We start from the raw sequence: 26012 nt of genomic DNA, 5'->3' as shown, positions 1-26012 counted from the left end.
TTCTTGTTGTCGACGATCAAAGGATCACGCGCCGAAAATCGGCGAGCAGAGCCCCGAGGTAGGCGTTGAAGCGCGCGGCCGCGGCACCGTCGATCACCCGGTGATCGTACGAGAGCGAAAGCGGCAACGTGAGGCGCGGCACGAATTGCTTGCCGTCCCACACGGGCTTCATCGCGCCGCGCGACAAACCGAGAATCGCCACTTCGGGCGCATTGATGATCGGCGTGAAGTGCGTGCCGCCGATGCCGCCCAGCGAGGAGATCGAGAAGCACCCGCCTTGCATCTGGTCGGGCTTGAGCTTGCCGTCACGCGCGAGCTTGGAGAGTTCGGCCATTTCCTTCGCGATCTCGATGAGCCCCTTCTTGTCCGCATCGCGAATGACCGGCACGACGAGGCCGTTCGGCGTATCGGCCGCGAATCCGACGTGGTAATACTGCTTGAAGATGAGGTTGTCGCCGTCCAGGCTGGCGTTGAACGTCGGGAATTGCTTCAGTGCCGAGACGACGGCCTTGATCACGAATGCGAGCATCGTGATCTTCACGCCCGACTTCTCGTTTTCCTTGTTCAACTGCACGCGCAGCGCTTCGAGCTCGGTGATGTCGGCTTCGTCGTTGTTCGTGACGTGCGGGATCATCACCCAGTTGCGGTGCAGATTGGCACCCGAAATCTTCTTGATGCGCGAGAGCGGCTTGGGATCGATCGGGCCGAACTTCGTGAAGTCGACCTTCGGCCACGGCAGCAGGTTCAGTTCGCCGCCGGTGCCCGCGGCCGCTGCCGGGGCCGCGATCGAGCGCTGGCCCGTCATGACGCCCTTGACGAACGCCGTGACGTCTTCCTGGGTAATACGGTTCTTCGGCCCCGTGCCCTGCACTTGCGAGACGTCCACGCCCAGTTCGCGCGCGAACTTGCGCACCGAAGGCGAGGCATGGCTCGGACGGCGCGCGCCGCCTTCGCCGGCCGGGATGACCGGCGCTTGCGCCAGCGCGGACGGATGCGCCGGCACGCTATGCGGCCTGTCTTCGCGCGGCGAATCGATCGGCGGCTCGATACTCTTGGCCGGGGCCGCCGGGGCAGCCGCTGCGCCATGCGCTTCCACGAGGACGATCAGCGTCCCTTCGGACACCGAATCGCCCACCTTCACCTTCACTTCCTTGACGACGCCGGCCACCGGGCTCGGCACGTCCATCGTCGCCTTATCCGATTCGAGCGTGACGAGCGACTGCTCTTTCTCGACGGTATCGCCAACCTTGACCGCGATCTCGATCACGGGCACGTCTTTATAGTCGCCGATGTCGGGCACCTTCACTTCTTGCACCCCGCCGCCCGCCGCGGGCGCGGCCGGCGCGGGTGCCGGCGCGGCTTGCGCGGGCGCACTCGGGGCAGCGGGCGCGGCAGCGCCGTTCGCCTGCGCGGGTTTGGCGGCTTGCGCACCGCCGCCGGCCGGCTCGAGCAGCACGATCAGCGTGCCTTCCGACACGGAATCGCCCTGCTTGACCTTCACTTCCTTGACCTTGCCGGCTCGCGGGCTTGGCACGTCCATCGTCGCCTTGTCCGATTCGAGCGTGACGAGGGACTGCTCTTCTTCGACGGTGTCACCGACCTTCACGAGAATGTCGATGACGGGCACGTCTTTGTAGTCGCCGATGTCCGGCACCTTGACTTCGATCGCTTCACTCATTGTTCGTGTCTCCAGGGCACGCGCAAGGCGCGCCCGCCGTGTTTCCAAGCGGCGGGCGCGCATAGCCTCGCGCGAAGGCGCTGCCTTAAACGGTCATCGGGTTGGGTTTGTTGGGATCGAGACTGTACTTCGCGAGCGCGTCGGCGACGACCTTGCGCTCGATCGTGCCCTCGTCGGCCAGCGCGTTCAGCGCCGCGACGGTGACCCAGTAGCGATCGACTTCGAAGAAGTGGCGTAGTTTCTCGCGCGTATCCGAACGGCCGAAGCCGTCGGTGCCGAGCACGACGAAGCGACCCGGCACGTAGCCGCGAATCTGATCGGCCAGCGCACGAACGTAGTCGGTCGAAGCGATGACGGGACCCTTCGCGTCCTTGAGCAGCGCCTCGACGTGCGAGAGCTTGCGCGGCTCGCTCGGATGCAGCAGGTTCCAGCGCGCGATGTCCTGGCCTTCGCGAGCAAGCTCGGTGAAGCTCGGCACGCTCCAGATGTCGGCGTCGACGTTCCAGTCGTTCTTGAGCAGATCGGCCGCAGCGATCACTTCGTTCAGGATCGTGCCGGCACCCATGAGTTGCACGCGCGGCTTCTTCGATGCGCCGTCGGCCTTTTTGAACGAGTACATCCCCTTGATGATGTGCTCGGCCACGTGCTCGCCCTGCGGGATCGCCGGGTGCTCGTAGTTCTCGTTCATCACGGTGACGTAATAGAAGACGTCTTCCTGGTTCTGCACCATGCGACGCAGCCCGTCCTGCATGATGACCGCAAGTTCGTAACCGAACGTCGGGTCGTAGCTCAGGCAATTCGGCACCGATTGCGCCCACAGCAGCGAGTGGCCGTCTTCGTGCTGCAGGCCTTCGCCGTTGAGCGTCGTGCGCCCCGCCGTGCCGCCGAGCAGGAAGCCGCGCGAACGCATGTCGCCGGCCGCCCAGACAAGATCGCCGATCCGCTGCAAGCCGAACATCGAATAGAAGATATAGAACGGCACCATGATCTCGCCGTGCGTCGAGTACGACGTCGCGGCCGCGATCCAGTCGCACATCCCGCCGGCTTCGTTGATGCCTTCCTGCAGGATCTGGCCCGTCTCCGATTCCTTGTAGAACATCAACTGGTCGGAATCCTCGGGCACGTACTTCTGGCCTTCCTGATTCCAAATGCCGATCTGGCGGAACAAGCCTTCCATGCCGAACGTGCGCGATTCGTCGGGCACGATCGGCACGACGCGTTTGCCGAGCGCCTTGTCCTTGAGCAGGATGTTCAAGATCCGCACGAACGCCATCGTCGTCGAGATCTCGCGGCCCTCGCCCGTACCTTTGAGCAGCGGTTCGAACACGGCAAGCTCGGGCACCGGCAGCGATTCGGCCTTCTCCCGGCGCGCCGGCAGGTAGCCGCCGAGTTCCTGGCGCCGCGCGCGCATGTACTCGAGTTCCTTCGAGCCTTCCTCGAACTTCAGATACGGCACGTCGACGATGTCTTCGTCCGAGATCGGCAAGCGGAATTGATCGCGGAACTCCTTGAGCTGAGCCACCTGCATCTTCTTTTGCTGGTGAGTGATGTTCATGGCCTGACCGGCCTCGCCCATGCCGTAGCCCTTGATCGTCTTCGCGAGGATGACGGTCGGCTGGCTCTTGGCGTTCGTGGCCTCATGGAAGGCCGCGTAGATCTTGTGCGGATCGTGGCCGCCGCGGTTCAAGTTCCAAATGTCTTCGTCGGACCAATCGGCGACGAGCGCCTTCAGTTCGGCCGTATTGAAGAAGTGCTCGCGCACGAAGGCGCCCGATTCGGACTTGTACGTCTGATACTCGCCGTCCACGACTTCCATCATGCGGCGCATCAACGCGCCCGTCTTGTCGCGCGCGAACAGCGCATCCCAGCGGCTACCCCAAATGACCTTGATGACGTTCCAGCCGGCGCCGCGGAACTCGGATTCGAGTTCCTGGATGATCTTGCCGTTGCCGCGTACCGGGCCGTCGAGACGCTGCAGGTTGCAGTTGATGACGAACACGAGGTTGTCGAGCCGCTCGCGCCCAGCCATGCCGATCGCGCCGAGCGATTCGGGCTCGTCGGTTTCGCCGTCGCCGAGGAATGCCCAGACCTTGCGGCCGTCCGTCTTCGCGATGCCGCGCGCCTGCATGTACTTCATGAAACGCGCTTGATAGATCGCCATGATAGGGCCGAGGCCCATCGACACGGTCGGGAATTGCCAGAAATCGGGCATCAGCCACGGATGCGGATACGACGAGATGCCCTCGCCGCCCACTTCCTGGCGGAAGTTGTCGAGCTGGCTGTCCTTGAGCCGGCCGAGCAGGAACGCGCGCGAGTAGACGCCCGGCGACGAGTGGCCCTGCACGAACACGAGATCGCCGCCGTGGTTATCCGACGGCGCGTGCCAGAAGTGGTTGAAGCCAACGTCGTACAGCGTGGCGGCCGACGCGAACGACGCGATGTGGCCGCCGACGTTCGTGTCCTTGCCCGCGCGCAGTACCATCGCGATCGCGTTCCAGCGCGTATACGAGCGGATGCGGTGCTCGAGGTCCTGGTCGCCCGGAATCTTGGCCTGGCGCGAAACAGGAATCGTGTTGATGTAGGGCGTCTTCGCCGAGAACGGCAGATGTTCGCCGTGCACGCGGGCAAACTCGATCTGCTTTTCGATCAGGTAATGCGCACGGTCGGGACCGACGGCAGAAATGACCCCTTCGAGCGCGTCGAGCCATTCGCCGGTTTCCTGGGGGTCGTCGTCTTTATCAGCGGCGACATATTTCATGACTTCGTCGGGCACAGCGGACATTCTCGTCTCCTGGATGTGGGGAATGCTCTACGAATGGACGACGCAGACCGGGTCGGACCGCGGCAGATGTCGGCGATTGTAAAGAGGCTTGCCGCGCCTTAGCAAACAATTTTTCGAATTACGAGATCATTTCTCATAATGCGGAATATTGCTGCAATGCATCCAAAAATGACGGTATTCGTGCGGCAATGTGCCGTCAGTTGCATCAAACGACGGAGGAATACCCCCGTATTACGCCAATTGGCCGTGGCGCGCTGCGCTACAATTCGAGCCATGTTGACCGATCGGCTTTTCGCACGTTCGGCGCGGCCGTCCGGTCCTCGGACGGACTCGGCGCCGTCTCGCTGGCACCACGGACCGTGGTGGTCCAATTCGTACTTGCTCACGCCGCTGTTGTCCATCCTCGTGTTCCTGGTGGTGATGAGCCTCATCCTCTGGAGCTTGAACCGGCGGGAGCAGCAACAGCAGGAAGACACGCTCTACCGCAACGTGGCGTGGGCACAGCAGCAAATCCGGCTGTCGATGACGGGCGCGCAGGAACAACTGCAAGCGCTCGCGCGCGACATCGCGGCAGGCCATACCGACCAGCACGCGTTCGAGATGTCGACGGCCGACATCATGCAGGCGCACCCTGAGATCCTCTACCTGAACTGGTACACGGTCCTGAAAACGCCGCGCTGGCCCGACACCCCGCTGCCGCTCGCGGGCCAACGCTTCGCGCGGCTAACGGACGCGCAGATGGACGAGGCCGTGAAAGCCGCGTTCGGCGATGCGCGCACGACACGGCGCCAGATCTACTCGCCGCTCATCTACGACGATCTCGGCAACGGCTATCTCACGCTGCAAACGCCGATCTATCGCGACCGCGAGTTCCTCGGCTCGATCGCGGCCGTATTCTCGATCGAAGGCATCCTCAAGCACGACATCCCGCCCGAGTTGTCCGCCAAGTACAAGATCTCGATCACCGACGCGAACAACCGCGAGCTCGCGACGACCTCGACGCGCCCGCGCTTGCCGCGCGACATCTTCTACGACTTACCGCTCGATCCGCCCGGCCAAGGCGTGACGGTGCGCGTCTATGCGTTTCCGCAGGTCACGAATTTCACGAACAACACGCTCGTCTGGCTCGTGGCCGGTCTGTCGTGTTTCGTGCTGTGGAGCCTTTGGAGCCTCTGGAAGCACACGCGCCAGCGTTTCGAAGCACAGCAGGCGCTCTACGCCGAAGCGTTCTTCCGCCGCGCGATGGAGAACTCGGTGCTGATCGGCATGCGCGTACTCGATATGCATGGCCGTATCACGCACGTGAACCCGGCGTTTTGCCGCATGACCGGCTGGGACGAGAGCGATCTCGTCGGCAAGACGGCGCCGTTTCCATACTGGCCGCGCGATTCTTATCCCGAGATGCAGCGCCAGCTCGACATGACGCTGCGTGGCAAGGCCCCTTCGTCCGGCTTCGAGCTGCGCGTTCGGCGCAAGGACGGCTCGCTGTTCCACGCGCGCCTTTACGTCTCGCCGCTCATCGATAGTTCCGGGCGCCAAACGGGCTGGATGTCGTCGATGACCGACATCACCGAGCCCAAGCGCGCCCGCGAAGAGCTGGCCGCCGCGCACGAGCGCTTCACGACGGTGCTGGAAAGCCTCGATGCGGCCGTGTCGGTGCTCGCCGCCGACGAAGCCGAGCTGCTGTTTGCGAACCGCTACTACCGCCATTTGTTCGGGATTCGCCCGGACGGGCATCTGGAGCTGGCCGGCGGCGGTTTCGACAGTGCGCAGGCGTCGTCCGATTCGATCGACATGGTCGATGCCTACGCCGGGCTGCCGGCCGCGGCGCTGACCGAAAGCGCGGCCGACGCTCAGGAAATCTACGTTCAGAGCATCCAAAAGTGGTTCGAGGTACGTCGCCAGTACATCCAGTGGGTCGACGGCCACCTCGCGCAAATGCAGATCGCCACCGACATCACGACGCGCAAGCAGGCGCAGGAACTCGCGCGCCAACAAGAGGAAAAGCTGCACTTCACGAGCCGCTTGATGACGATGGGCGAAATGGCGTCTTCGCTGGCCCACGAACTCAATCAGCCGCTCGCGGCGATCAACAACTACTGCTCCGGCACGGTCGCGCTCGTCAAGGCGGGGCGCACGACACCCGACACGCTGCTGCCCGTGCTCGAGAAAACCGCCCAGCAGGCGGTGCGCGCCGGCATGATCATCAAGCGCATCCGCGAGTTCGTGAAGCGCAGCGAGCCCAAGCGGCAAGCGGCACGCGTGTCCGACATCGTCGCCGATGCCGTGGGGCTCGCCGAGATCGAGGTGAGAAAGCGGCGCATTCGGATCCTAACGGAAATCCGCTCGCGTCTTCCCGTCATCTACGTCGACCCGGTGTTGATCGAACAGGTACTCGTCAACCTGCTCAAGAACGCCGCGGAAGCCATGCACGAAGCGCGTCCGAACGCTACGGACCCGACCATCCGCGTGGTTGTCCGCCTCGATTCGGGGTTCGTCTCCATCAGCGTCATCGACCAAGGGCCCGGTGTCGATGAGGCGGCGATCGAACGGCTGTTCGAGCCGTTCTACAGTACGAAGTCGGACGGCATGGGGATGGGATTGAACATCTGCCGCTCGATCATAGAATCGCATCGCGGGCGTCTGTGGGTTGTCAACAACGTCGATGCGCACGGCAAGATTACAGGCGCCACGTTTCACTGTAGTCTGCCGATCGGCGAGCCAAGCGATCCGAGCCATCAAGGCACGGTCGAAGCGCCGAGACCACAAACCGTTACGGGAGAGCTATGAGCAGCCCAGTCACCAGTCAAGAAACCGTCTTCGTGGTCGACGATGACGAAGCCGTGCGAGATTCGCTGCGCTGGCTTTTGGAAGCGAACGGCTATCGCGTGCAGTGCTTCTCGAGCGCCGAACAATTCCTCGAAGCGTATCAGCCCGCGCAGCACACCGGGCAGATCGCTTGCCTCATCCTGGACGTGCGCATGTCGGGCATGAGCGGGCTCGAGTTGCAAGAGCGCCTTATCGCAGAAAATGCCTCGTTGCCTATCATTTTCGTGACGGGCCACGGCGACGTGCCGATGGCGGTCTCGACGATGAAAAAAGGTGCGATGGATTTCATCGAGAAGCCGTTCGACGAAGCCGAATTGCGCAAACTCGTCGAGCGCATGCTCGACAAGGCACGCAGCGAAAGCAGCACCGTCCAGCAACAGCGTGCGGCAGCCGAGCGCCTCGGCAAGCTGACGGCCCGCGAGCATCAGGTGCTCGAGCGCATCATCGCCGGCCGCTTGAACAAGCAGATCGCGGACGATCTCGGCATCAGCATCAAGACGGTCGAGGCGCACCGCGCCAACATCATGGAAAAGCTCAACGTCAACACGGTGGCCGATCTGCTGCGCCTCGCGTTGTCGAACAAGCCGGCCAACCAGGCTTAACGCCGACAGCCGCGCGCCCGCCAGGCGCCGCCGCTGGAGCCTCTTCCCTCGCCCGGACCGCGGTCGCGGCCGGGCTGTCCCGTCGCGTCGGCGTTGCATCCGACGCTATAATTACGGTTTTGTCGCGCACCGCGGGTGAGCCTGCTTTTTAGCTTGCTTTTTAGCTTGCTTTTTATCCGCTCGTCACCGCTGGGCCCGCGGCTTCGTCGCCAGTAAATTGCGCTTCTCGCTTGCAAACGTGCTCGCGCGCTGCGCCTCGGACCACGTCGCGCCCGGCCTCGCCGCTTGTGCAACCACCGTGCGACCGCTGCTTTCCATGTCTCATTCTCGACCGACCACCATGACAGCCACACTGATCGACGGCCTCGCCCTCTCCAAGACCCTTCGCGCCGACGTCGCCGCACGCGCCGCCCAGCTCTCCGCGCGCGGCCATCAGCCGGGGCTCGCCGTGGTCTTGGTCGGAGACAACCCCGCCAGCGAAGTGTACGTCCGCAACAAGGTGAAAGCCTGCGAGGACAACGGCCTTTACTCGTCTTACGACCGCTATCCGGCCACACTCTCCGAAGCCGATCTGCTCGCACGCATCGACGCCCTGAACCGCGACCCGCGCATTCACGGCATCCTCGTGCAACTGCCGCTGCCGCCGCACATCGACAGCCATCAGGTCATCGAAGCGATCGCGCCGGAAAAGGACGTCGACGGCTTTCACGTCGCCAATGCCGGTGCCCTGATGACGGGCAAGCCGCTATTTCGTCCCTGTACGCCGTACGGCGTCATGAAGATGTTCGACGCATACGGCATCGCGCTGCAAGGCGCGAATGCCGTCGTAATCGGCCGCTCGAACATCGTCGGCAAGCCGATGGCGATGATGCTGCTCGACGCCGGCGCGACCGTCACGATCTGCAATAGCAAGACGCGCGATCTCGCCGCGCATACGCGCACAGCCGACATCGTCGTCGCGGCAACGGGCCGGCGCAACCTCGTCACGGCCGAGATGATCAAGCCCGGCGCGACCGTCATCGACGTCGGCATGAACCGGGACGAAGCCGGCAAGCTCTGCGGCGACGTCGATTTTGCAGGCGTTTCGGCGGTAGCGGGCCATATCACGCCGGTGCCGGGCGGCGTCGGCCCCATGACGATCACGATGCTGCTCGTCAACACGATCGAAGCGGCGGAGCGCGGCGCGACGTGCGGCTGAACGCGGCACGCAGGCGGCACGCAGGCGGCGCGGAGCATACAACAGAACGAAAACGCGCGCCGCCGATTGGAATCGGCGCGCCGCGCCCCAATAATGAGGGTGTCGGGCGCCTAGGCGCCCGCCCTTTCGACACCAGACAGACAGGAACAGCGCTATGGCCTCGAATACGCCCGATTCGTCCCTCTCATCCGACAAGCGCCTCCCAGACGACAACCCGCTGCTCGATTTTTCCGGCCTGCCGCGTTTCGGCCAGATCCGTCCCGAGCACATCACGCCCGCGCTCGACACACTGCTCGACAAAGCGCAAGCGACGATCGACCACGCGACCGACACCGCCACGCCCGCAACGTGGGCCAGCGTCGTCGACGCCACGGAGGCTGCGACCGAGCCGCTCTCGCGCGCTTGGGGCATCGTCGGCCATTTGAATGCCGTCGCCGATACGCCGGAACTGCGGGCCGCCTACGGCGAGAATCTGCCGCGCGTGACGGAGTTCTGGTCGAGCGTCGGACAAAACCTGGCGCTGTTCGAGAAGTACAAGGCGATCGTCGCGAGCCCCGCGTATGCCGGACTGACCGACGAACGCAAGAAAATCCTGCAAAACGCGCTGCGCGATTTCCGCCTGTCGGGCGCCGAATTGCCCGAAGACCAGAAACCGCGCTTCTCCGAATTGCAGGAGCGCCAGGCGGCGCTAGCCAAGGCGTTCTCCGATCACGTGCTCGACGCGACCAACGCTTACGCCTACATCGCGAAGAGCAAAGCCGAACTCGCCGGCCTGCCTGCCGACGTCGTGCAAGCCGCACGCGAGGCCGCGCACGAAGCCGGCGTCGAGGGCTGGAAGTTCACGCTCCACTTTCCGTCCTATTTCCCGGTCATGCAGTACGCGACGCATCGCCCGATGCGTGAAACGATGTACCGCGCCTACGTCACGCGCGCATCGGAACTCGGCGGCACTTATGGCGGCGGCAAGCCGGAGTGGGACAACACCGCGAACGTCGCCGAGCTTTTGAAACTGCGCAAGGAAGAAGCGCAGATGCTCGGCTACCGCAACTTCGCCGAAGTCTCGCTCGTACCGAAGATGGCCGATACGCCCGACGAAGTCGTCGCGTTTCTCGAGGATCTGGCCAAGCGCGCGCGCCCCTATGCCGAGAAAGACTGGCAGGAATTGCGCGACTTCGCCGCCGACGAGCTCGGCCTCGAAGCGCTGGAGCCCTGGGACGTCGCGTTCGCCGGTGAACGCCTGCGCGAAAAGCGCTATGCGTTCTCGGAAAACGAGGTCAAGCAATACTTCCCCGAAGAGGCCGTCGTCGGCGGGCTGTTCAAGGTTGCGCAAACGCTGTTCGGCGTCAAGATCCGCCGCGACGAAACACCCGTATGGCATTCCGACGTTCGCTTCTTCCGCGTCGAAGACGACGATGGCACGCTGCGCGCGCAGTTCTATCTCGATCTCTACGCGCGCGAAGGCAAGCGAGGCGGCGCCTGGATGGACGACGCCCGCTCGCGCCACCAGCGCAGCGACGGCGGCCTGCAAACGCCGGTCGCCTATCTGACGTGCAACTTCTCGGCGCCCGTCGGCGGCAAGAGCGCCTGCTTCACGCACGACGAAGTCATCACGCTGTTCCACGAGTTCGGGCACGGTCTGCATCACATGCTCACGCGCGTGAACGAACTCGGCGTCTCCGGCATCAACGGCGTCGAGTGGGATGCCGTCGAACTCCCCTCGCAATTCCTCGAGAACTTCTGCTGGGAGTGGGACGTACTCGCCGATATGTCGTCGCACGTCGATACGGGCGCGAAGCTGCCGCGTGAGCTGTTCGACAAGATGATCGCCGCGAAGAACTTCCAGAGCGGCCTCGGCACACTGCGCCAAATCGTCTTCTCGATGTACGACATGCTGCTGCATACGAGTTTCGATCCGCAGGGCGCGCAAAGTGCGAACGATCTCGCGCGCGAAACCAATGGGCGCTACCACCTGATTCCGCAAGCGAGCTTCTCGCGCTGGCCGAATACGTTCAGCCATATCTTCGCGGGCGGCTACGCCGCGGGCTACTACAGCTACAAGTGGGCCGAGGTGCTGTCGGCCGACGCGTACGCCGCGTTCGAAGATGCTGCCAAGGCGACGCAAGGCAGCGTGCTCGATGAGAAAACGGGCGTGCGATACCGCAAGGAAATTCTCGAAGTCGGCGGCAGCCGGCCGGCGATGGATTCGTTCAAGGCGTTCCGTGGCCGCGCACCGACGATCGATGCGTTGCTGCGCCATAACGGCATGGCGTCGGCGCCCGCGAACTAACGCCAATAGGGCGTCAGCGGCGCAGCTTGAAGTCGATCTCGAGCGGCCGCCCTTCCAGCGACAGCGTCGCGCGCGCCGCCGGCGTGCGCGCGACGATCTTGCCGCGCCGCACGACCGCCAAGCGCGTAGCTCGCAATCGAATCGCTTCGATCGGGTCACGCGCATCGAGCACGACGCAGTCGGCGCGGCAGCCCGGCGCGATCCCGTAGCCCTCCAAGCCTAGAATGCGAGCCGCGTTCACCGTCACCGCATCGAGCGCGGCCCGCATCGCATCGACGCCCGTCATTTGCGCGACATGCAAGCCCATGTGCGCCACCTCGAGTATATCGGCCGAGCCCAGGCTGTACCACGGATCCATCACGCAATCGTGGCCGAATGCGACGTCGATGCCGGCCGCCAGCATCTCCGGCACACGCGTCATGCCGCGCCGCTTCGGGTAGGTATCGGCGCGCCCTTGAAGCGTGATGTTGATGAGCGGATTGGCGATCGCGGCCACGCCCGACTCGCGCATCAACGGCAGCAGCTTGCTGACGTAGTAGTTGTCCATCGAGTGCATCGAGGTGAGATGCGAGCCGGCCACGCGGCCGCCGAGCCCGAGGCGATACGCCTGCGCACACAGCGTTTCGATATGGCGCGAGAGCGGATCGTCCGACTCGTCGCAATGCATATCGACGGGCAGCCCCTTCTGAGCGGCGAATTCGCAGAGCAGCCGAATCGATTCGGCGCCGTCAGCCATCGTCCGTTCGAAATGCGGGATACCGCCGACGACGTCGACACCCATCGCCACCGCCCGCTTCAAGTTCTCGAACGCGCCCGCCGAGCGCAGCAAGCCGTCCTGCGGAAACGCCACGAGTTGCAAGTCGAGATACGGCGCAACGCGGCGCTTGACCTCGAGCAGCGCTTCGACGGCGAGCAAGCGCGGATCGCAGACATCGACGTGCGAGCGAATCGCGAGCAGCCCACGCGCGACGGCCCAATCGCAATACTGCAGCGCACGCTCGATCAGCGCCTCTTGTGTCAGATGCGGCTTGAGTTCGCCCCATAGCGCGATGCCTTCGAGCAACGTGCCCGACGCGTTCACGCGCGGCAACCCATAAGAGAGCGTGGCGTCGAGATGAAAATGCGCGTCGACGAACGGCGGCGCAACGAGCGAGCCCGCGGCGTCGATCTCCTGCCCTGCCGCCGCCACAAGATTCGGCTCGACAGCGACGATGCGCCCACCGTCGATCGCGATATCGACGGGCGCGTCGCGTCCCGCGACATGAGTGATCAATGCGGCGTGGCGGATGATGAGATCCATCGAGGGCTCCTCGGATAATGGGGGCGCCGCCGGCCCGATCGACGACATACGCGGCGAGAGGCGTGCTGTGCCGATTCTAGCGAGCCGCGCCGCTTTCCTCATCCTGCTCGTCGTCGAACAGCGGAAACTGTGCTCCATCGACGGCATCGTCCTCCTCGAGGCGCACGCCGACGCCTAGCAAGCGCACCGGACGATCACGGCGTGCGAAGCCTTTCTCCAACAAGGCGATGAAGGTAGGCAAATCGGTGGCATCGGCCGCGCATTCGACCGTCGTACGCTGAAAATCCGCGAAGCGGATCTTGACGTAAAGCTTGCGAATCGCAGCGCTGGCCCCAACGCGCGCAATGCGCGCATCGAGTTGCTCGGCTAGTTGCCGGATCTCGGCCGTGCAGGCATCGAGCGTTCGCAAGTCGGTCACATAAGTTGTCTCGACGCTGATCGACTTGCGCTCCTGATCGGGCTCCACCATCCGATGATCGATGCCGCGCGACAGATCGTGGAGCCTACGGCCGAACGCGCCGAAGCGTTGATGCAAATCGACGAGCGACCATTCGCGCAGATCGCGGCACGTAACGATGCCGAGCTTTTCGAGTTTCGCGGCCGTCACCTTACCGACCCCGAAGATCTTGCGTACCGGCAACGCCGCGACGAATGCGTCGACCTCGTGGGGACGCACGACGAACAAACCGTCGGGCTTGTTCCAGTCGGACGCGATCTTCGCGACGAATTTGTTCGGCGCGACGCCGGCCGATACCGTAACGCCCACCGTTTCGCGCACGCGCTCGCGGATTTCCGCGGCCATCAGCGTCGCGCTGCCCTTGCAGCGCGACGCCGTCGTGACATCGAGATAGGCTTCGTCGAGCGAGAGCGGCTCCACGAAGGGCGTGTAGTCGCGGTAGATCGCCATGATCTGCCGCGAAGCGATGCGGTACTTCTCCATCGCGGAGGGCAAGATCAAGAGTTCGGGACACTTGCGCATCGCGAGCGCCGACGACATCGCCGAATGCACCCCAAAGCCGCGCGCCTCGTAGTTGCAGGTGGCAATGACGCCGCGTTGCTCGGGGCGACCGCCGACGGCAAGCGGCCGGCCGCGCAAGCTCGGATCGTCGCGCATCTCCACGGATGCGTAGAAGCAATCGCAATCGCAGTGGATGATTTTGCGGGCGAGCGAGCCCTCCGTGCCAAACGGCGCGAGAGTGGGAGCGGGGAAAGAGGAGGCGCGCGTGCTCAAGGTGAGCATTACTGTACAAAAACACAGTGTTTATTTCAAGCGGCACGTGAGGCGCAGAAGAACGCGACGGCATCGCTTGTACGTGCTTGGTTGCAGCCGCCGACGGGCACCATAGGCGCAGCGCCATGGCTCCATGCGGAGCTACCGCCCAAGAAAGCAAAAAGCCCCGACTTCGCTATGAAATCGAGGCTTGTGCCTGAAACTTGGTTGCGGGGGTAGGATTTGAACCTACGACCTTCGGGTTATGAGCCCGACGAGCTGCCAGACTGCTCCACCCCGCGTCAGAGAAATAGAGTATATGACACTCTGTACGCTGCGTCAAACAATACTGTCGACGACGAGGCGCCCTCCCCCGCCGCCCGATGCTGCCGCCATCAACCCGACTCAGCGTTTTTGATTCTATCCAATCGCGGATTAAATAGATTGCGACGCTAACTTCTTCGCTACAGTCGCAATATCGTGCGCAACGGTACCAACCGTTCGGCGCGCTGCGCCGACTGTCGGCACAGGTTCGCGGGATGACCGACTCATGTTTCGCCGCATCGAACGTTATGGAGAATCGCATGGCCGAAAGACAGCTCGAGCACGTAGGCAATTTCGGCGCAAGGCCGTCTTTCAAGGCATTGGGCCCCGACATCGAGAAGATCCTCGACTCGCGGGCTTGGGCCTTCGTCAATCGCTACGGTACGTTGATTCTGTTCTTCCTGCTCTGGCAGGTTGCCAGCTCTCACGGCTGGCTCAATCCGGCCGTGATTCCACCCGTCGACACGATTCTGCACGCGGTGTTTACCGCGCTGATCAACGGCACACTGCTGGGCGACCTCTCGATCAGCCTGCAGCGAGCCGGCATCGCTTTCGCGGCGGCCGTCGTCGTGTCCGTCCCGCTCGGCCTACTGATGGGTACGTTCACGCGGATCGAATATGCGATCGATCCGATCCTGCAGATGTTCCGTCAGACCTCGGCGCTCGCGGTCTATCCGGTTTTCATTCTGCTGATGGGTCTCGGGGAGACATCGAAGGTCTTCGTCATTTTCTGGGCGACGGTATTTCCACTGCTGATGAATACGATATCCGGCGTCAAGCAGGTCGATCGCCGCCTCATCGAGATGGCAAGCATGTTCGGCGCATCGAAATTGCAGATTTTCCGCCGCGTAACGTTGCCGGGTGCGATTCCACCGATTTTCGTCGGCCTACGGCTGAGCGCCGGGACAGCGCTGCTGATGCTGGTGGCGGCGGAAATGATCGGAGCCAATCAAGGGCTCGGCTTCAAGGTCATGCAGGCTCAGTACAACTTTCAAATCCCGTTGATGTTCGGTGCGATCGTCCTGCTCGCCGGGCTCGGCTTGCTCAGCAACTACGCGCTGCTCTTCCTGCAAAGAAGAATATGTAAATGGGTCGATGCCAAGGATATCGGTTGAATCCGGTACCTGCCACCGCCGCGGCACCACGGCGCCTCTGGCGTAACCGTTCTTAGATCTTCATTCGCAAGACCCTATTGGAGTGATAACCCGATGGCGCATGGATTCAAAAATTCACTCATCCATCAGTTAGGACTACTGATCATTGGATTGACTACCGCGGCAAGTGCATGCGCCGCAGCGCCGGCGCCCGCGGCGGCCCCGCACGGCGTCACCGTGATCCGCTACTTGCGCACATCCGGCACGATCGATGCCAGCGAGATTGCCGCGGCGAAAGGCTGGTTGCAGGCCGACGGCGTCAGGCTCGAATCGACGGGCTTCTCGCAAGGCGGTCCGGAAAATCTGTTCGCGCTGGCGGCCGGTTCGGTCGACATGGCGGGTGCCGCGAATGCGGCCGTGCTCAATGCGATATCCAACGGTAACGACATCATCGCCGTCAAACCAGGCTTCGGCGTCAGCCCAACGGCCAACAGCAAATTCTATGTACTGGCAAAGAGCCCGATTACCAAGCCGAGCGACCTGATCGGGAAAACCATCGCCGTGAATACGCTGGGCGCCCATCTCGACTACACGGTGCGCGAGTATCTGAGGATTCACAACATTGCGCAAAACGCAGTGAAACTCGTCGTGGTGCCCGGGCCGCAGTTGGAACAAACGCTTCGTTCAGGGCAGGTCGACGTTGCCGCTGTCGGGGAATGGCAAGCGGTCTTCGCAGGCAAGCTCGAAGCCGACGGCGGCGTGCGCGTGCTGCTCGACGACTATCAAGTGCTGGGCAACATTACATTGGGCTACGACGTGATGCGCAAATCGTTCGTCGCCGCTCACGCAGCGGCCGTTCGCGCCTTCGTCAGCGATTCCGCGCGAGCAGCGGACTGGGCCACCGAGCATCCCGACGACGCGAAGAAACTGATTGCGCAATTGCTCAAGGAACGCGGGGAGAATCCGACGCTGGCCAGTTACTGGCCGGGCTTCGGGCTGAGGCAGCATGCGCTTATGACCGATCACGACGCGCAATTCTGGCTTGACGTCTTCGAGCGGGAGGGAAAGCTGCGCAAGGGGCAGCTATCGGTCAGCGGCGTCCAAACGAATCAATACAACAGCTACGCGCAGCAATAGAGGAGCACGGCATGATGTCGATTGGCGAGGCACCTCACAAGCTGCAGATCAACAACCTAAGCAAATCGTTCGGCATCAACGGCGCCTCCGTGGCGGTGCTGAAAAACATCGACCTCGACATCTCGGCGGGCGAATTCATTGTCATCGTGGGCGCCAGCGGATCGGGCAAGACGACCCTGTTGCGGATCCTCGCCGGACTGGAAAAAGGCGACCGCGGCACCGTCAAGGTCGACGGCAAGGTCGTGACCGGTGTCGGTCGCGAGCGAGCGATGGTTTTTCAGGAACCGCGCCTGCTGCCGTGGTTGACGGTCGAATCGAACATCGCTTTCGGCCTGGAACTGCAGCAGTGTTCCGGTGAAGCGCTGCGCGAGAAGGTGGGTGAATATTTGCAGCTCGTGGGACTCGAGAATTTCCGCGATGCTTATCCGAGCCAGTTGTCGGGCGGCATGGCGCAGCGCGTGGGCATCGCACGGGCGCTTGCGATCAACCCCGATATCTTGCTGCTCGACGAGCCGTTCGGCGCGCTGGATGCCATGAAGAAAATATCCCTGCAGCGAGAGCTGGAGCGCATCTGGCTCGACGAGCAGGTCACGATGGTGATGGTGACGCACGATATCGAAGAAGCCGTTTATCTGGCGGACAAGGTCGTGGTGATGACGGGCGCCGACGCGAGTGCGCCATTCAATATCGTTCCCGTGGATTTGCCGCGCCCGCGCGATCGAGGCAGCCCCGCGTTCGTTCGCCTGAGGGAAACGTTGCTGCAGGAATTCAAGTTCGATATCCACAATTGATCAATGCCAGGACAAGCCGATGACCGACACAAAACGACAAATCAAGCTGGGTGCGTTTCTGATGCAAACCGGCCACCATATCGCGGCATGGCGGCACCCGGACACGCATGCGAGCGGCGGACTCGATTTCGCCCACTACGCACAATTGGCGCACATTGCCGAGCGTGCAAAATTCGACGCGGTTTTCTTCGCCGATACCGCAGGCGTGCGTGACACGAATCTGGCGTCGCTGTCGCGTACCGCACGCGCCGATCACTTCGAACCCCTCACCTTGCTGTCCGCCCTTTCGGTGGTCACGCGGCATATCGGATTGATTGCCACGGTCTCGACGAGCTTCAACGAACCCTACAATCTGGCGCGCAAGTTCGCATCGCTCGATCATCTGAGCGGCGGGCGCTCGGGCTGGAATCTCGTCACGTCCAGCAGCGAAGCCGAAGCGCACAACTTCAGCTTCGACCAGCATATGAATCACTCGCTGCGTTATGAACGCGCCCGCGAGTTCCACGACGTCGTGGTGGGACTCTGGGATAGCTGGGAAGACAATGCCTTTCTACGCGACAAGGCGAGCGGCCTGTACTTCGATCCCGACAAGTTGCATGTGCTCGATCATCGCGGCAAACACTTCAAGGTACGAGGCCCATTGAATGTCGCCCGCTCGCCGCAAGGCCGGCCGGTCGTCGTGCAGGCCGGCGCGTCGGAGGTGGGCCGGGAGCTCGCCGCGCAAACGGCGGAAGTGATCTTCGTCGCCCATCAAACATTCGACGAAGCGCGCGCCTTTTATCGGGATCTAAAGAGCCGACTCGCGAAATACGGACGGCAACCTGATCATCTGCAAATCATGCCCGGCGTCTTCCCGGTGATCGGCCGCACCCAAGAGGAGGCCAACGAGAAGTTCGAAGCGCTGCAAGCGCTGATCCACCCCACTGTCGGCCTGTCGCTGTTGTCGAATATGTCGGGGGAGATCGATTTGTCGAACTATCCGGTCGATGGGCCACTGCCCGAATTGCCGGAAACGAACGGCGGCAAGAGCCGTCAGCGGTTGCTGTTCGATCTGGCTCGCCGTGAAAACCTGACGATCCGCGATTTGTATCTGCGGATTGCGGGTGCGCGCGGACACCTGCAGATCGTCGGTACGCCCGTCAGCATCGCGGATCAATTGCAGCAGTGGTTCGAGGAAGAAGGGGCGGATGGATTCAATATCATGTCGCCTTGGTTCCCGGGCGGTTTAAGCGAGTTCACTGAACAGGTGGTTCCGGAACTGCAGCGACGCGGGCTCTTCAGAACCGAATACGAAGGCCGTACATTGCGAGCGCATCTCGGCTTGCCAAAGCCTGTCAATCTGCATGCCGGACGAAACGAGCAGGTTCGCGCCGCGAGTTGATTGCCGTATTGGCCCAGACCGTATCGCCGCCAAACGGCGGGACTACCACAGCGCGCAGGATGGAAACCTTCGGATAGGCATCGATAAGCGACATCGGTATGCCACGAATTAGCCCGACCGCCACCGCGGCTCGAATTGAGCCGGACAGACGAACGCCGCGAATTTCGGCACCTATGCGCCCCGCCAAGCGCGCCGCATCGAGGACATCGGTAGAGTTTGTCTGCCTGGGTTGTACCTGCGAAACGATCTGGGCATCGGACATGAAATTTCTCCTGTGGGGTGAGCTTTGAAATTCCAACAGCTAACCCGTAACAGGAGAAACAACGATTTTTGCGAAGCTTAGCAGTGTGATTTTGAATAGGCTTCGGAAGGGTCCGGCAATCTCATCAACCAGCGAAAAGATTTCGTCGCAAGGTCGTTCCGTCATATCGGATTCTCAGCCGACCACGCTTCTGCAGTTCGGGCACGACGAAATCGACGAGCGCTTCCAAGCACCCCGGGCGTATACGTGCGTATAGCGCGCTCGCGTTGCCTTGTTCATCTTCTTGCTTCTCCTTGCTTGAGGTTAAACGCTCAGGAAGGGATTCGTCTTTCCGGTGCGAACTCATACCGAGCATTGAAGCTTCGTATCGTCACTACGATCTTTTCGATATCGCAATCGGAAAGATGGTGGTGACAGGGAATGGTGAGTATCTCGCGCGACAAACGCTCGGTGGTAGGGAGCGCGATGGGTGGCTGGCTGCGAAGCCATGCTTGCTGGCGGTGAATTGGCACAGGGTAATGCACCGCGGCCTGGATGCCGTACTTCGCGAGATGCCGTTGCAGCCCGTCTCGCTTTGCTGACTTCACGACGTAGTGGTAGTAAGAGCTTCCCGGCTTGCCTCCGCCGAGATCTGTTCCCGTGGCGGTTTCAGCAAGTGCTAGATCATAAAAGGCAGCAATTTCCCGACGACGGCGCAGCCACCTATCAAGGTAGGGCGCCTTTATATTCAGGGCAGCCGCCTGCAAGGAATCAAGGCGTGAGTTGATCCCAAACACGATAGATTCATCACGCGTCTGCAACCCATGATTGCGCGCGCGCCTTGCATAGGCGGCGATTTCCGGATTTGTTGTGACGAGAATGCCGCCGTCCCCCAGGCCACCGAACGTTTTTAGCGGATGCAGTGAGAAGGCCGCCGCGTCGCTGGACGTCCCGACCTGCTTGCCGTTGATCGTGGTTCCAATCGCTTGAGCACAATCCTCGACAACCGCCACGCCGTGGGCGCGACATAGCGTCAACATCGAGTCCATGTCCACGGGCCGCCCGCGGAGATGGACCGGTATGACGGCTCTTGTCCGCTCCGTGAAAAGTGGCGCAACCGTATCGACGTTGATCAGTTCGTCGTCACCCACATCCGCGAGTATAGGCCTGGCTCCGACAGCCACAATCGCTCCGACCGTGGCGACGAATGTGTTCGAACATGTGATGACTTCGTGGCCCGGCCCGATTCCCAAGGCTCGCAGTGCGAGCAGCAAAGCGTCGGTGCCCGAGTTCATCGATATTGCATAGGCTCCCATGCAACGCTGCGACATCCACGTTTCGAATCGCGAAACGTCATCGCCGAGCACAAAATCTCCGGCCGGGAGAATATCGCGCCACCGCTCAAAGATGAATTCCGATAAGTCGCGTGCCTGTTCCAAGACGTTATTGCATTTGATCATTGGGCCTTTCCTTGATGTTTTCGCTGAACGGCTAGCAGGCTGATTAAAGCAGTTCCGATTGCGCTCGCCGCAGCAGCGATTGTCAATGTGTAGGAATAACCGACGGAAGCACCAACGAGCCCACTACCGAGATAGATGAATGGATGCGCCCCGCTGGTCACAAAAGTATCGATCGCCACCACCTTGCCGAGATCCTTCTCAGGGGAAAGTGTCTGCACGGCTGTGGCCCAGCCCGTGAGCCATGAGGCTTCGACAATTCCGACAAACGCCGATCCCAATATCGCCATCCAAGCGGAATCGCCGATACCCAACATAGCCATTGCGCTGCCGAGAAAGAAGCCGCAGGTCAGCGCAAGCTGTTTTAAGCGCCGATGGCCGGCAGCGAGCACCGTGATCACGGATCCAATACACGCGCCCAGCCCCGATGCCGCCAAGCAGATGCCCCACATCGTGTCGTTAAAGCGATCGGTCACGGCATACGGCGCAACTACAAGAAAAACTGGGAAGCACAACACACTCACGACTAAAGTGCCGAGAAATCCTAATAACAACTCGGAGTGCCCAAAAATAATCTTTGCCCCATTGAACACCTCTCGCAATAAAAATTGCTCATTAATTTCAAACCTGCCTTTCTCAGGTAGTCGCGCAGTAAATACAGCAGCAGCCAAGAACGTGACGCCGTCGACGAGCACGCCCCACACCGGGTCCCACAGGATAATCAAAACGCCGAGTGTGGCCGGGAACATCACTGCAACGAGGTTGTCGAGAAAGTTCATCGCTCCGTTCCCCGCAACCAAAGCCTGCTTGGGCAGTAGATTGACGAGCAAGACTTGGGTGCATGGGCGGGATAAGCCAATGCCAATGCCAAACACCAAATAAGCGAGGGCTAAGCACCATGATGGCGCACCGCATACGATTAGCGCAGCGACGACAAGCTGCGCCACGCCCCTGGCGGCGTCGGTGGCAATGAGAATGCGCCTCGGCGACCTTCGATCAGCCAGTATCCCTCCAGCTATGGCACCTATGACCGTGCCAACGCCGACCGCAGCCATGACCAACCCAAAGACCTCGCCACCAAAGCCCGCATGAATCATTGCGACAGGAAGCGCCGCCAAGCAAACTGCGTCCCCGGCCATAGACAGACCTTGCCCAATCAGCAGCTTACGAAATGACGAAAAATGTAACGCATCGCGATACGGCGACATGCGCTCAGCGAGTGACATCATTCCAACTCTCCGCAACTGCAGGCATACACGTCCGCGAGGCGCTTAACGGGAAGCCTATTCCCCTCGCAGTCGATGTAGACAACACCATCTGCGGGGACCGTGACTTGAAGTCGATGTCCGCGGAACCAAATGGTGAACCGGTATGAGTTCCAGTTTCCAGGCAATCGCGGCCGAAAATAAAGCGTGCCACCATCAACACGCAAGCCGGCCAGCCCTTCAACTAGCCCCTGCCACGCACCTGCATACGCAGACAGATGCAAACCGTTTCTGTAGTCCTCGGCCGGCGTAAAGTCCAAGTTGTAACGACTCGCACGCGATATGAAATAGGCGCAATCACTCGCATCCCCGATATCCGCTGCTAGTACTGCATGAGGGCCGTAACTAAGCGACGATTCGTGAACAGTCCTTGGCTCATAGAATTTAAATGCCGCTTTCTTAACCTCATCTGTAAAGTCATCGGGAAACAATGTCATGAGTAGAATGATATCGGCCTGCTTCACGATTTTTGAAGTAAAATTCTTCAATTCTTTAGACGAATTCCGCTCGTCTTCATTCAAAAATTGAGGCCCATCAGTCCTTGCAAGCCTACGTTCGGCATCCGATAGTCCTGCATACCCATCGAATTCTTCTGGAATAAGAATCCCATCAACGCTCATCCACGGCAGATACACGTTATTACTAATTGAACGCCACCGCTGTATCTCGCTATTGCATACATCACAAATTAATCCGCACTCAACCAGCGAGAGCGCGAATCGTAGACACCATCCAAGTAAATAATTTGTATAAAAATTATTACTCACATGATAATGATATTCATCAGGGCCCATCACACGTTCGATAACATAGCCGCATCTCTCGTCCGACCACGTGAAGGCGGATGCCGAAAATTTCGCACATTCGGCGACGATTCTGGCCCCGCAACTGCCCATATAGGCATCGTCGCCAGTTACGGTCCAATATCTCCGTAACGCCCAGCAGATATCCGCGGAGACGTGCAGCACCTCATCGACGCTCCATTCCCGAGCCATTTCTGCGCCTGGACAGGACAAAACGTAGCGAGGTCCGTTTTCCGTTCCACGATCATTCGAAGCTTCCGGGAAGCGGGCACCAGAAAACCCCGTTGATTTCGCGAATTCGAGTGCCCTTTCTATTCGATGGTACCGATAGTCAATGATAGCTCGCGCGACGCGAGGATCGTTCCAGATCCAAAATATGCATTTATGAAGCTCCGTATCGAAAAAAACCGCTCCGGAGTGATATGTACTCGTCAAACCACGTGCCGGTGAAATAAATCCATCCGAATGAAAATGAGATTCTATCCCGTGTTGTAAAAGCTGAAAGATTGCATACCTCATTCCCAGCTCGACGAGCTCACCATCTGCATTGATCTCAACGTTGTGATCCTCCCACAATTTCGCCCAGCGCGCCCGGTGTTCTCGTTCGGCAACCGCGCACTTAAAGAGCATTTCCGGCATTCGTGACTTCGAGGCATCAGATTCCGTGCGTACCAGCCAGTGCACGAATAGCTCATGGCAGAGCGAGCTGCGAAAGTTGAAAGTTGTCGAAATCACGCAATCTCGCCCGCACCGGGCCCATGTAGTGGCAAGGCTTGCGGAGCTTGGCGACCGTTCGATTCGCACCTCGTAGCGCAACCGATCTTCCGCGGTGGCGACAACAACGCTGAAGCAGTCGTCGCTGCACTTGGCGCCCTCGATTTCATAGTGGCGGGCGGTCAACCAAGGGGACGTCCCGAGATATTCATTTGCTGCGCAGGTGTCGATGCCATAGTCCAGCCGTAATCGACGTGACGACGTATTATCGCTATTCATCTGCCGCAGGTTGATGACAGTAGCAACCTCAGGTTTGCCTGGCGTATCGATAAATAAGCGCACCATCAACTCGAACGTGCATCCACCAACCTGCAAACGCTCGATGCTAGTGACATTCGCCCCGTCGAGCGAGAGTGTCACCGTTGCCGTCGTACCATCTTCGCGGCGCGCGGGCTCCCCCGTCTCCACGTCGTAAAGCCGCAGAACTCGTGGTGCGGGCAGCGACACGATCTCGCGCGATACGCCGATGCCAGATGCGTAGACGCCATCGGCGAGCAATTGCACTCGCTCGGTGCGCCCGCAGGCTTCCGGTACGTGCGGACGTACCCCGATGAGTGCATTAGCCAACGTTGTCGCGCAAGATACGAACGCCGATGATTCGGGACTTAGATCGATCACGCGTTCCTTTCTTTTTCCGTCGGAAATGATCAGCATGTGCACCCCGAGGACGATGCGATCGACCAGTCCGACAACCGGATATTCAATAGATTGTGATAACGAGGGTCCGCCAAGACATCAGGGCTATCCTCGAACGCTCCCGATTGCCATCGCTCGCATATTTCCAGGACTGCATCTCGAATGGTATAGACAAACTCAAACCCTAGTTCCCGCTGCATCAGCCCCGAGTCGAGCCTATAGGACCGTACGTCATCGGAAAGCGTCGCCGTAATCGGTACATTCAGGGAAAAGTAACTGTCGACGACGCTTTTAACCTGCTTCGCGATACCAGCCACCGTATCATTCTCGCGACCTACGTTGATCGCGCGCCCGCAAAGCGCGCCTAAAGAATCGCGTTCGACCAGCAACGTATAGAGTCGAGAAAGATCACCGATATGGACATTGGGCCGATACTGATTTCCCCCAAAGACAGTGATTCTACCGCGAGCAAGTGCGCTAGCAGTCAGAACGTTCACCGTGAGGTCCAACCGCTGTCTCGGCGACCAGCCGCAGACGGTTGCCGCTCTGACCGCTATCGTTTCGAAAGATGAATCGTTAAGATCAAACAGGATATTTTCCCCCTCTGCTTTGTACCGGTTGTAATCGGTAACGGGTACGCACGGCTGTTTCTCGTCGACCACCGGCTGGTCATTAATGCCGTAAACGCTGGCCGATGACGCATAGATGAAGCGTCGACAACCGAAGCGTTTTGCTGTCCTCATGAGGTTGGGAAGACAATCGATATTGATAGATCGGCTCAGCATCGGGTCCAAGTTGAAGCTGGGATCGTTTGCCACCGCTGCCAGGTGTATGACGATTTGGACGCCTCGTAACGCATTTTCGACAACCGATAGGTTGCGGATGTCTCCTTTGACCAATTCCAGGTGGCGATGATCGCGAGGCCGATCAAGCCCATTTGAAAAAAATTGGGTGTCTAGGATACGGACCCGATAACCGGCAGCCAGTAGTTTGGGTACAAGCCGCGCGCCTACGTACCCGCTTCCACCCGTTACAAGAACCTTTGAGCGATCAGTCATTGCCTATCCTTTGGAGTCTCGCGAATCGGCACAGTAATGTCATCAAGTGACGGAAGAATGCGTGCGCGTGAATCGTTAGCCGTCGGTTGGCGTTCATGGCGGCGGATCTGATAGGCTCGGATTCCAAGACCGCAGGCCGCATCGACGGCATGTGGAGCGTCGTCGACGAGCGTGACGGCATCTAGGGCGTATTGGGCGGTGAGATGCAAGAACAAATCTGCTCGCGTCTGACCACGCCGTTGCCGCGCAACCGCCCGTCGGCTCAACGATTTTCCAGATCTGCGCAATGCGGTGTGAAAGAGATCAGCCGCATTCTGAGACGCCGTATAGAATTTAACATCTTGCCGCGACGTTTCCACTCGCGCCAACAACCGTAGCGCATCGTCAAAAAATCGAATATCTGTAGAAAGTCTCAGAAATTCCAATTGTTTTATCTCCGCTAATACGCTACAGGTATCTGAGTAACGTGAATCGACTCGAACGAGGCTTTTTTTCAACCCAATGAGACTAGATGCTCCTTCTAGGCGTGGCCGACCCGCTATCCAAACGGCGTATTCTTCATAGCTAAGATTTTCAATTCCAATTTGACGGGCCGCGTAGCACCATGCTTCGTAGTGTGGGGTATCGATGAGCGTCCCATCGAGATCAAGCAATAGAAGTTTTTTCATTTCACCTCGATCATTTACATGTCCATCGAAGTAATTATTCTCGCGATGCGTGAGGTTGAATTCATCACAGAATCATCGGTCAAAACCATGCGCCCACCGTTTCTCTCGACAATTCTCCTCTCTGCACTAACTCTCGAATCATTGCCAGAACGATAGTCCGCTCCTTTGAAGAACACATGGGGCTGGAGCAAGGAAATCATATTTTCAGCGGTCGTCGCATGGTTTACAATCGCGTAGTCACAGTATCGAATCGAGGAAATAAACTCTGCTCGAATAGCATCGGTGAATATCGGTCGATTAGGCCCCTTATTGACAAACTCGTCGGCCGTCACGGATACGAAGAGGCGATCGACCAGCGAGCGTGCTTGACGAAGATGGTGGATGTGGCCGACGTGGACGATGTCGAAGCAGCCGTGACAAAGTCCGAGCACGAGACCATCGGCTCGACAACTCCTGACAGCATTCAATAGCTCTATGACTCCGCTGAGGATCGCCAT

Annotated in this window: 18 protein-coding genes, 1 tRNA gene and 1 pseudogene; 8 read left to right on the top strand and 12 right to left on the bottom strand. The window is 60.4% G+C overall.

Annotated elements, in window-relative coordinates:
- Positions 1-16: 16 nt before the first annotated feature.
- Together aceF and aceE are read right to left on the bottom strand one after the other, a co-directional pair.
- Positions 17-1678: a dihydrolipoyllysine-residue acetyltransferase gene (gene aceF / locus J3485_RS07485; RefSeq protein ID WP_206951877.1), complete on the bottom strand. Its 1662-nt coding sequence runs from the start codon at positions 1676-1678 to the stop codon at positions 17-19.
- Positions 1679-1763: 85 nt separating this feature from the next.
- The gene (gene aceE, locus J3485_RS07480; RefSeq protein WP_206951876.1) at positions 1764-4460 is read right to left on the bottom strand and encodes a pyruvate dehydrogenase (acetyl-transferring), homodimeric type; all 2697 of its coding nucleotides are present in this window, start codon (positions 4458-4460) and stop codon (positions 1764-1766) included.
- 273 nt (positions 4461-4733) lie between these two features.
- Here aceE and fixL point away from each other — a divergent pair, with 273 nt between their 5' ends.
- The 4 genes from fixL to J3485_RS07460 all read left to right on the top strand — a co-directional run bounded on the left by fixL (position 4734) and on the right by J3485_RS07460 (position 11376).
- Positions 4734-7250, top strand: a complete 2517-nt coding sequence (fixL, locus tag J3485_RS07475; protein ID WP_206951875.1) for an oxygen sensor histidine kinase FixL — start codon at positions 4734-4736, stop codon at positions 7248-7250.
- Positions 7247-7891, top strand: coding sequence for an oxygen response regulator transcription factor FixJ (gene fixJ / locus J3485_RS07470; protein WP_206951874.1), 645 nt, complete (start codon positions 7247-7249; stop codon positions 7889-7891). The genes fixL and fixJ overlap by 4 nt, the downstream gene beginning before the upstream one ends.
- Positions 7892-8231: 340 nt before the next feature.
- Complete coding sequence (gene folD, locus J3485_RS07465; RefSeq protein WP_206951873.1) at positions 8232-9089, top strand: bifunctional methylenetetrahydrofolate dehydrogenase/methenyltetrahydrofolate cyclohydrolase FolD; 858 nt, start codon at positions 8232-8234, stop codon at positions 9087-9089.
- A 154-nt stretch (positions 9090-9243) separates the two neighbouring features.
- The gene (locus J3485_RS07460; RefSeq protein ID WP_206951872.1) at positions 9244-11376 is read left to right on the top strand and encodes a M3 family metallopeptidase; all 2133 of its coding nucleotides are present in this window, start codon (positions 9244-9246) and stop codon (positions 11374-11376) included.
- 13 nt (positions 11377-11389) lie between these two features.
- On the opposite strand, the gene J3485_RS07455 is transcribed toward J3485_RS07460, so the two are convergent.
- The 3 genes from J3485_RS07455 to J3485_RS07445 form a co-directional block, all read right to left on the bottom strand.
- Complete coding sequence (locus J3485_RS07455) at positions 11390-12676, bottom strand: amidohydrolase family protein (RefSeq protein WP_206951871.1); 1287 nt, start codon at positions 12674-12676, stop codon at positions 11390-11392.
- 76 nt (positions 12677-12752) lie between these two features.
- Positions 12753-13916 carry a DNA polymerase IV gene (gene dinB, locus J3485_RS07450; protein WP_206951870.1) on the bottom strand — a complete coding sequence of 388 codons (1164 nt, stop codon included), beginning with the start codon at positions 13914-13916 and terminating at the stop codon, positions 12753-12755.
- A 195-nt stretch (positions 13917-14111) separates the two neighbouring features.
- Positions 14112-14188, bottom strand: a tRNA-Met gene (locus tag J3485_RS07445).
- Positions 14189-14470: 282 nt separating this feature from the next.
- Here J3485_RS07445 and J3485_RS07440 point away from each other — a divergent pair.
- The 4 genes from J3485_RS07440 (at position 14471) to J3485_RS07425 (ending at position 18613) form a co-directional block, all read left to right on the top strand.
- Positions 14471-15325, top strand: a complete 855-nt coding sequence (locus J3485_RS07440; protein WP_206951869.1) for an ABC transporter permease — start codon at positions 14471-14473, stop codon at positions 15323-15325.
- Positions 15326-15418: 93 nt separating this feature from the next.
- Complete coding sequence (locus J3485_RS07435) at positions 15419-16441, top strand: ABC transporter substrate-binding protein (protein WP_206951868.1); 1023 nt, start codon at positions 15419-15421, stop codon at positions 16439-16441.
- 11 nt (positions 16442-16452) lie between these two features.
- Complete coding sequence (locus J3485_RS07430; RefSeq protein ID WP_242538513.1) at positions 16453-17232, top strand: ABC transporter ATP-binding protein; 780 nt, start codon at positions 16453-16455, stop codon at positions 17230-17232.
- A 19-nt stretch (positions 17233-17251) separates the two neighbouring features.
- Entirely contained in the window at positions 17252-18613 is a 1362-nt protein-coding gene (locus J3485_RS07425) for an LLM class flavin-dependent oxidoreductase (protein ID WP_206951867.1), read from the top strand.
- Position 18614: 1 nt separating this feature from the next.
- Here J3485_RS07425 and J3485_RS28850 read toward each other — a convergent pair.
- The 7 genes and pseudogenes from J3485_RS28850 to J3485_RS07390 all read right to left on the bottom strand — a co-directional run.
- A pseudogene (locus J3485_RS28850) lies at positions 18615-18875 on the bottom strand (TauD/TfdA family dioxygenase); the annotation flags it as partial.
- Positions 18876-19186: 311 nt separating this feature from the next.
- Complete coding sequence (locus J3485_RS07415) at positions 19187-20314, bottom strand: DegT/DnrJ/EryC1/StrS family aminotransferase (RefSeq protein WP_206951866.1); 1128 nt, start codon at positions 20312-20314, stop codon at positions 19187-19189.
- Entirely contained in the window at positions 20311-21540 is a 1230-nt protein-coding gene (locus J3485_RS07410) for an MFS transporter (protein ID WP_242538512.1), read from the bottom strand. The genes J3485_RS07415 and J3485_RS07410 overlap by 4 nt, the downstream gene beginning before the upstream one ends.
- Positions 21537-23807 carry a glycosyl hydrolase family 65 domain-containing protein gene (locus tag J3485_RS28845; protein WP_242538511.1) on the bottom strand — a complete coding sequence of 757 codons (2271 nt, stop codon included), beginning with the start codon at positions 23805-23807 and terminating at the stop codon, positions 21537-21539. Before J3485_RS28845 ends, J3485_RS07410 begins: the two co-directional genes overlap by 4 nt.
- Positions 23801-24847, bottom strand: coding sequence for an NAD-dependent epimerase/dehydratase family protein (locus tag J3485_RS07400; RefSeq protein WP_206951865.1), 1047 nt, complete (start codon positions 24845-24847; stop codon positions 23801-23803). The genes J3485_RS28845 and J3485_RS07400 overlap by 7 nt, the downstream gene beginning before the upstream one ends.
- Positions 24844-25515, bottom strand: a complete 672-nt coding sequence (locus tag J3485_RS07395; RefSeq protein WP_206951864.1) for an HAD family hydrolase — start codon at positions 25513-25515, stop codon at positions 24844-24846. Before J3485_RS07395 ends, J3485_RS07400 begins: the two co-directional genes overlap by 4 nt.
- A gap of 14 nt (positions 25516-25529) precedes the next feature.
- A complete protein-coding gene (locus tag J3485_RS07390; protein WP_206951863.1) occupies positions 25530-26012 on the bottom strand; it encodes an adenylyltransferase/cytidyltransferase family protein in 483 nt (160 codons plus the stop codon).

It is taken from the genome of Trinickia acidisoli (genome assembly GCF_017315725.1).
In the GTDB taxonomy this organism is placed as follows: domain Bacteria; phylum Pseudomonadota; class Gammaproteobacteria; order Burkholderiales; family Burkholderiaceae; genus Trinickia; species Trinickia acidisoli.
Note: the sequence above shows the minus strand (reverse complement) of the source record. Positions and strands in the feature narration are given on the sequence as shown.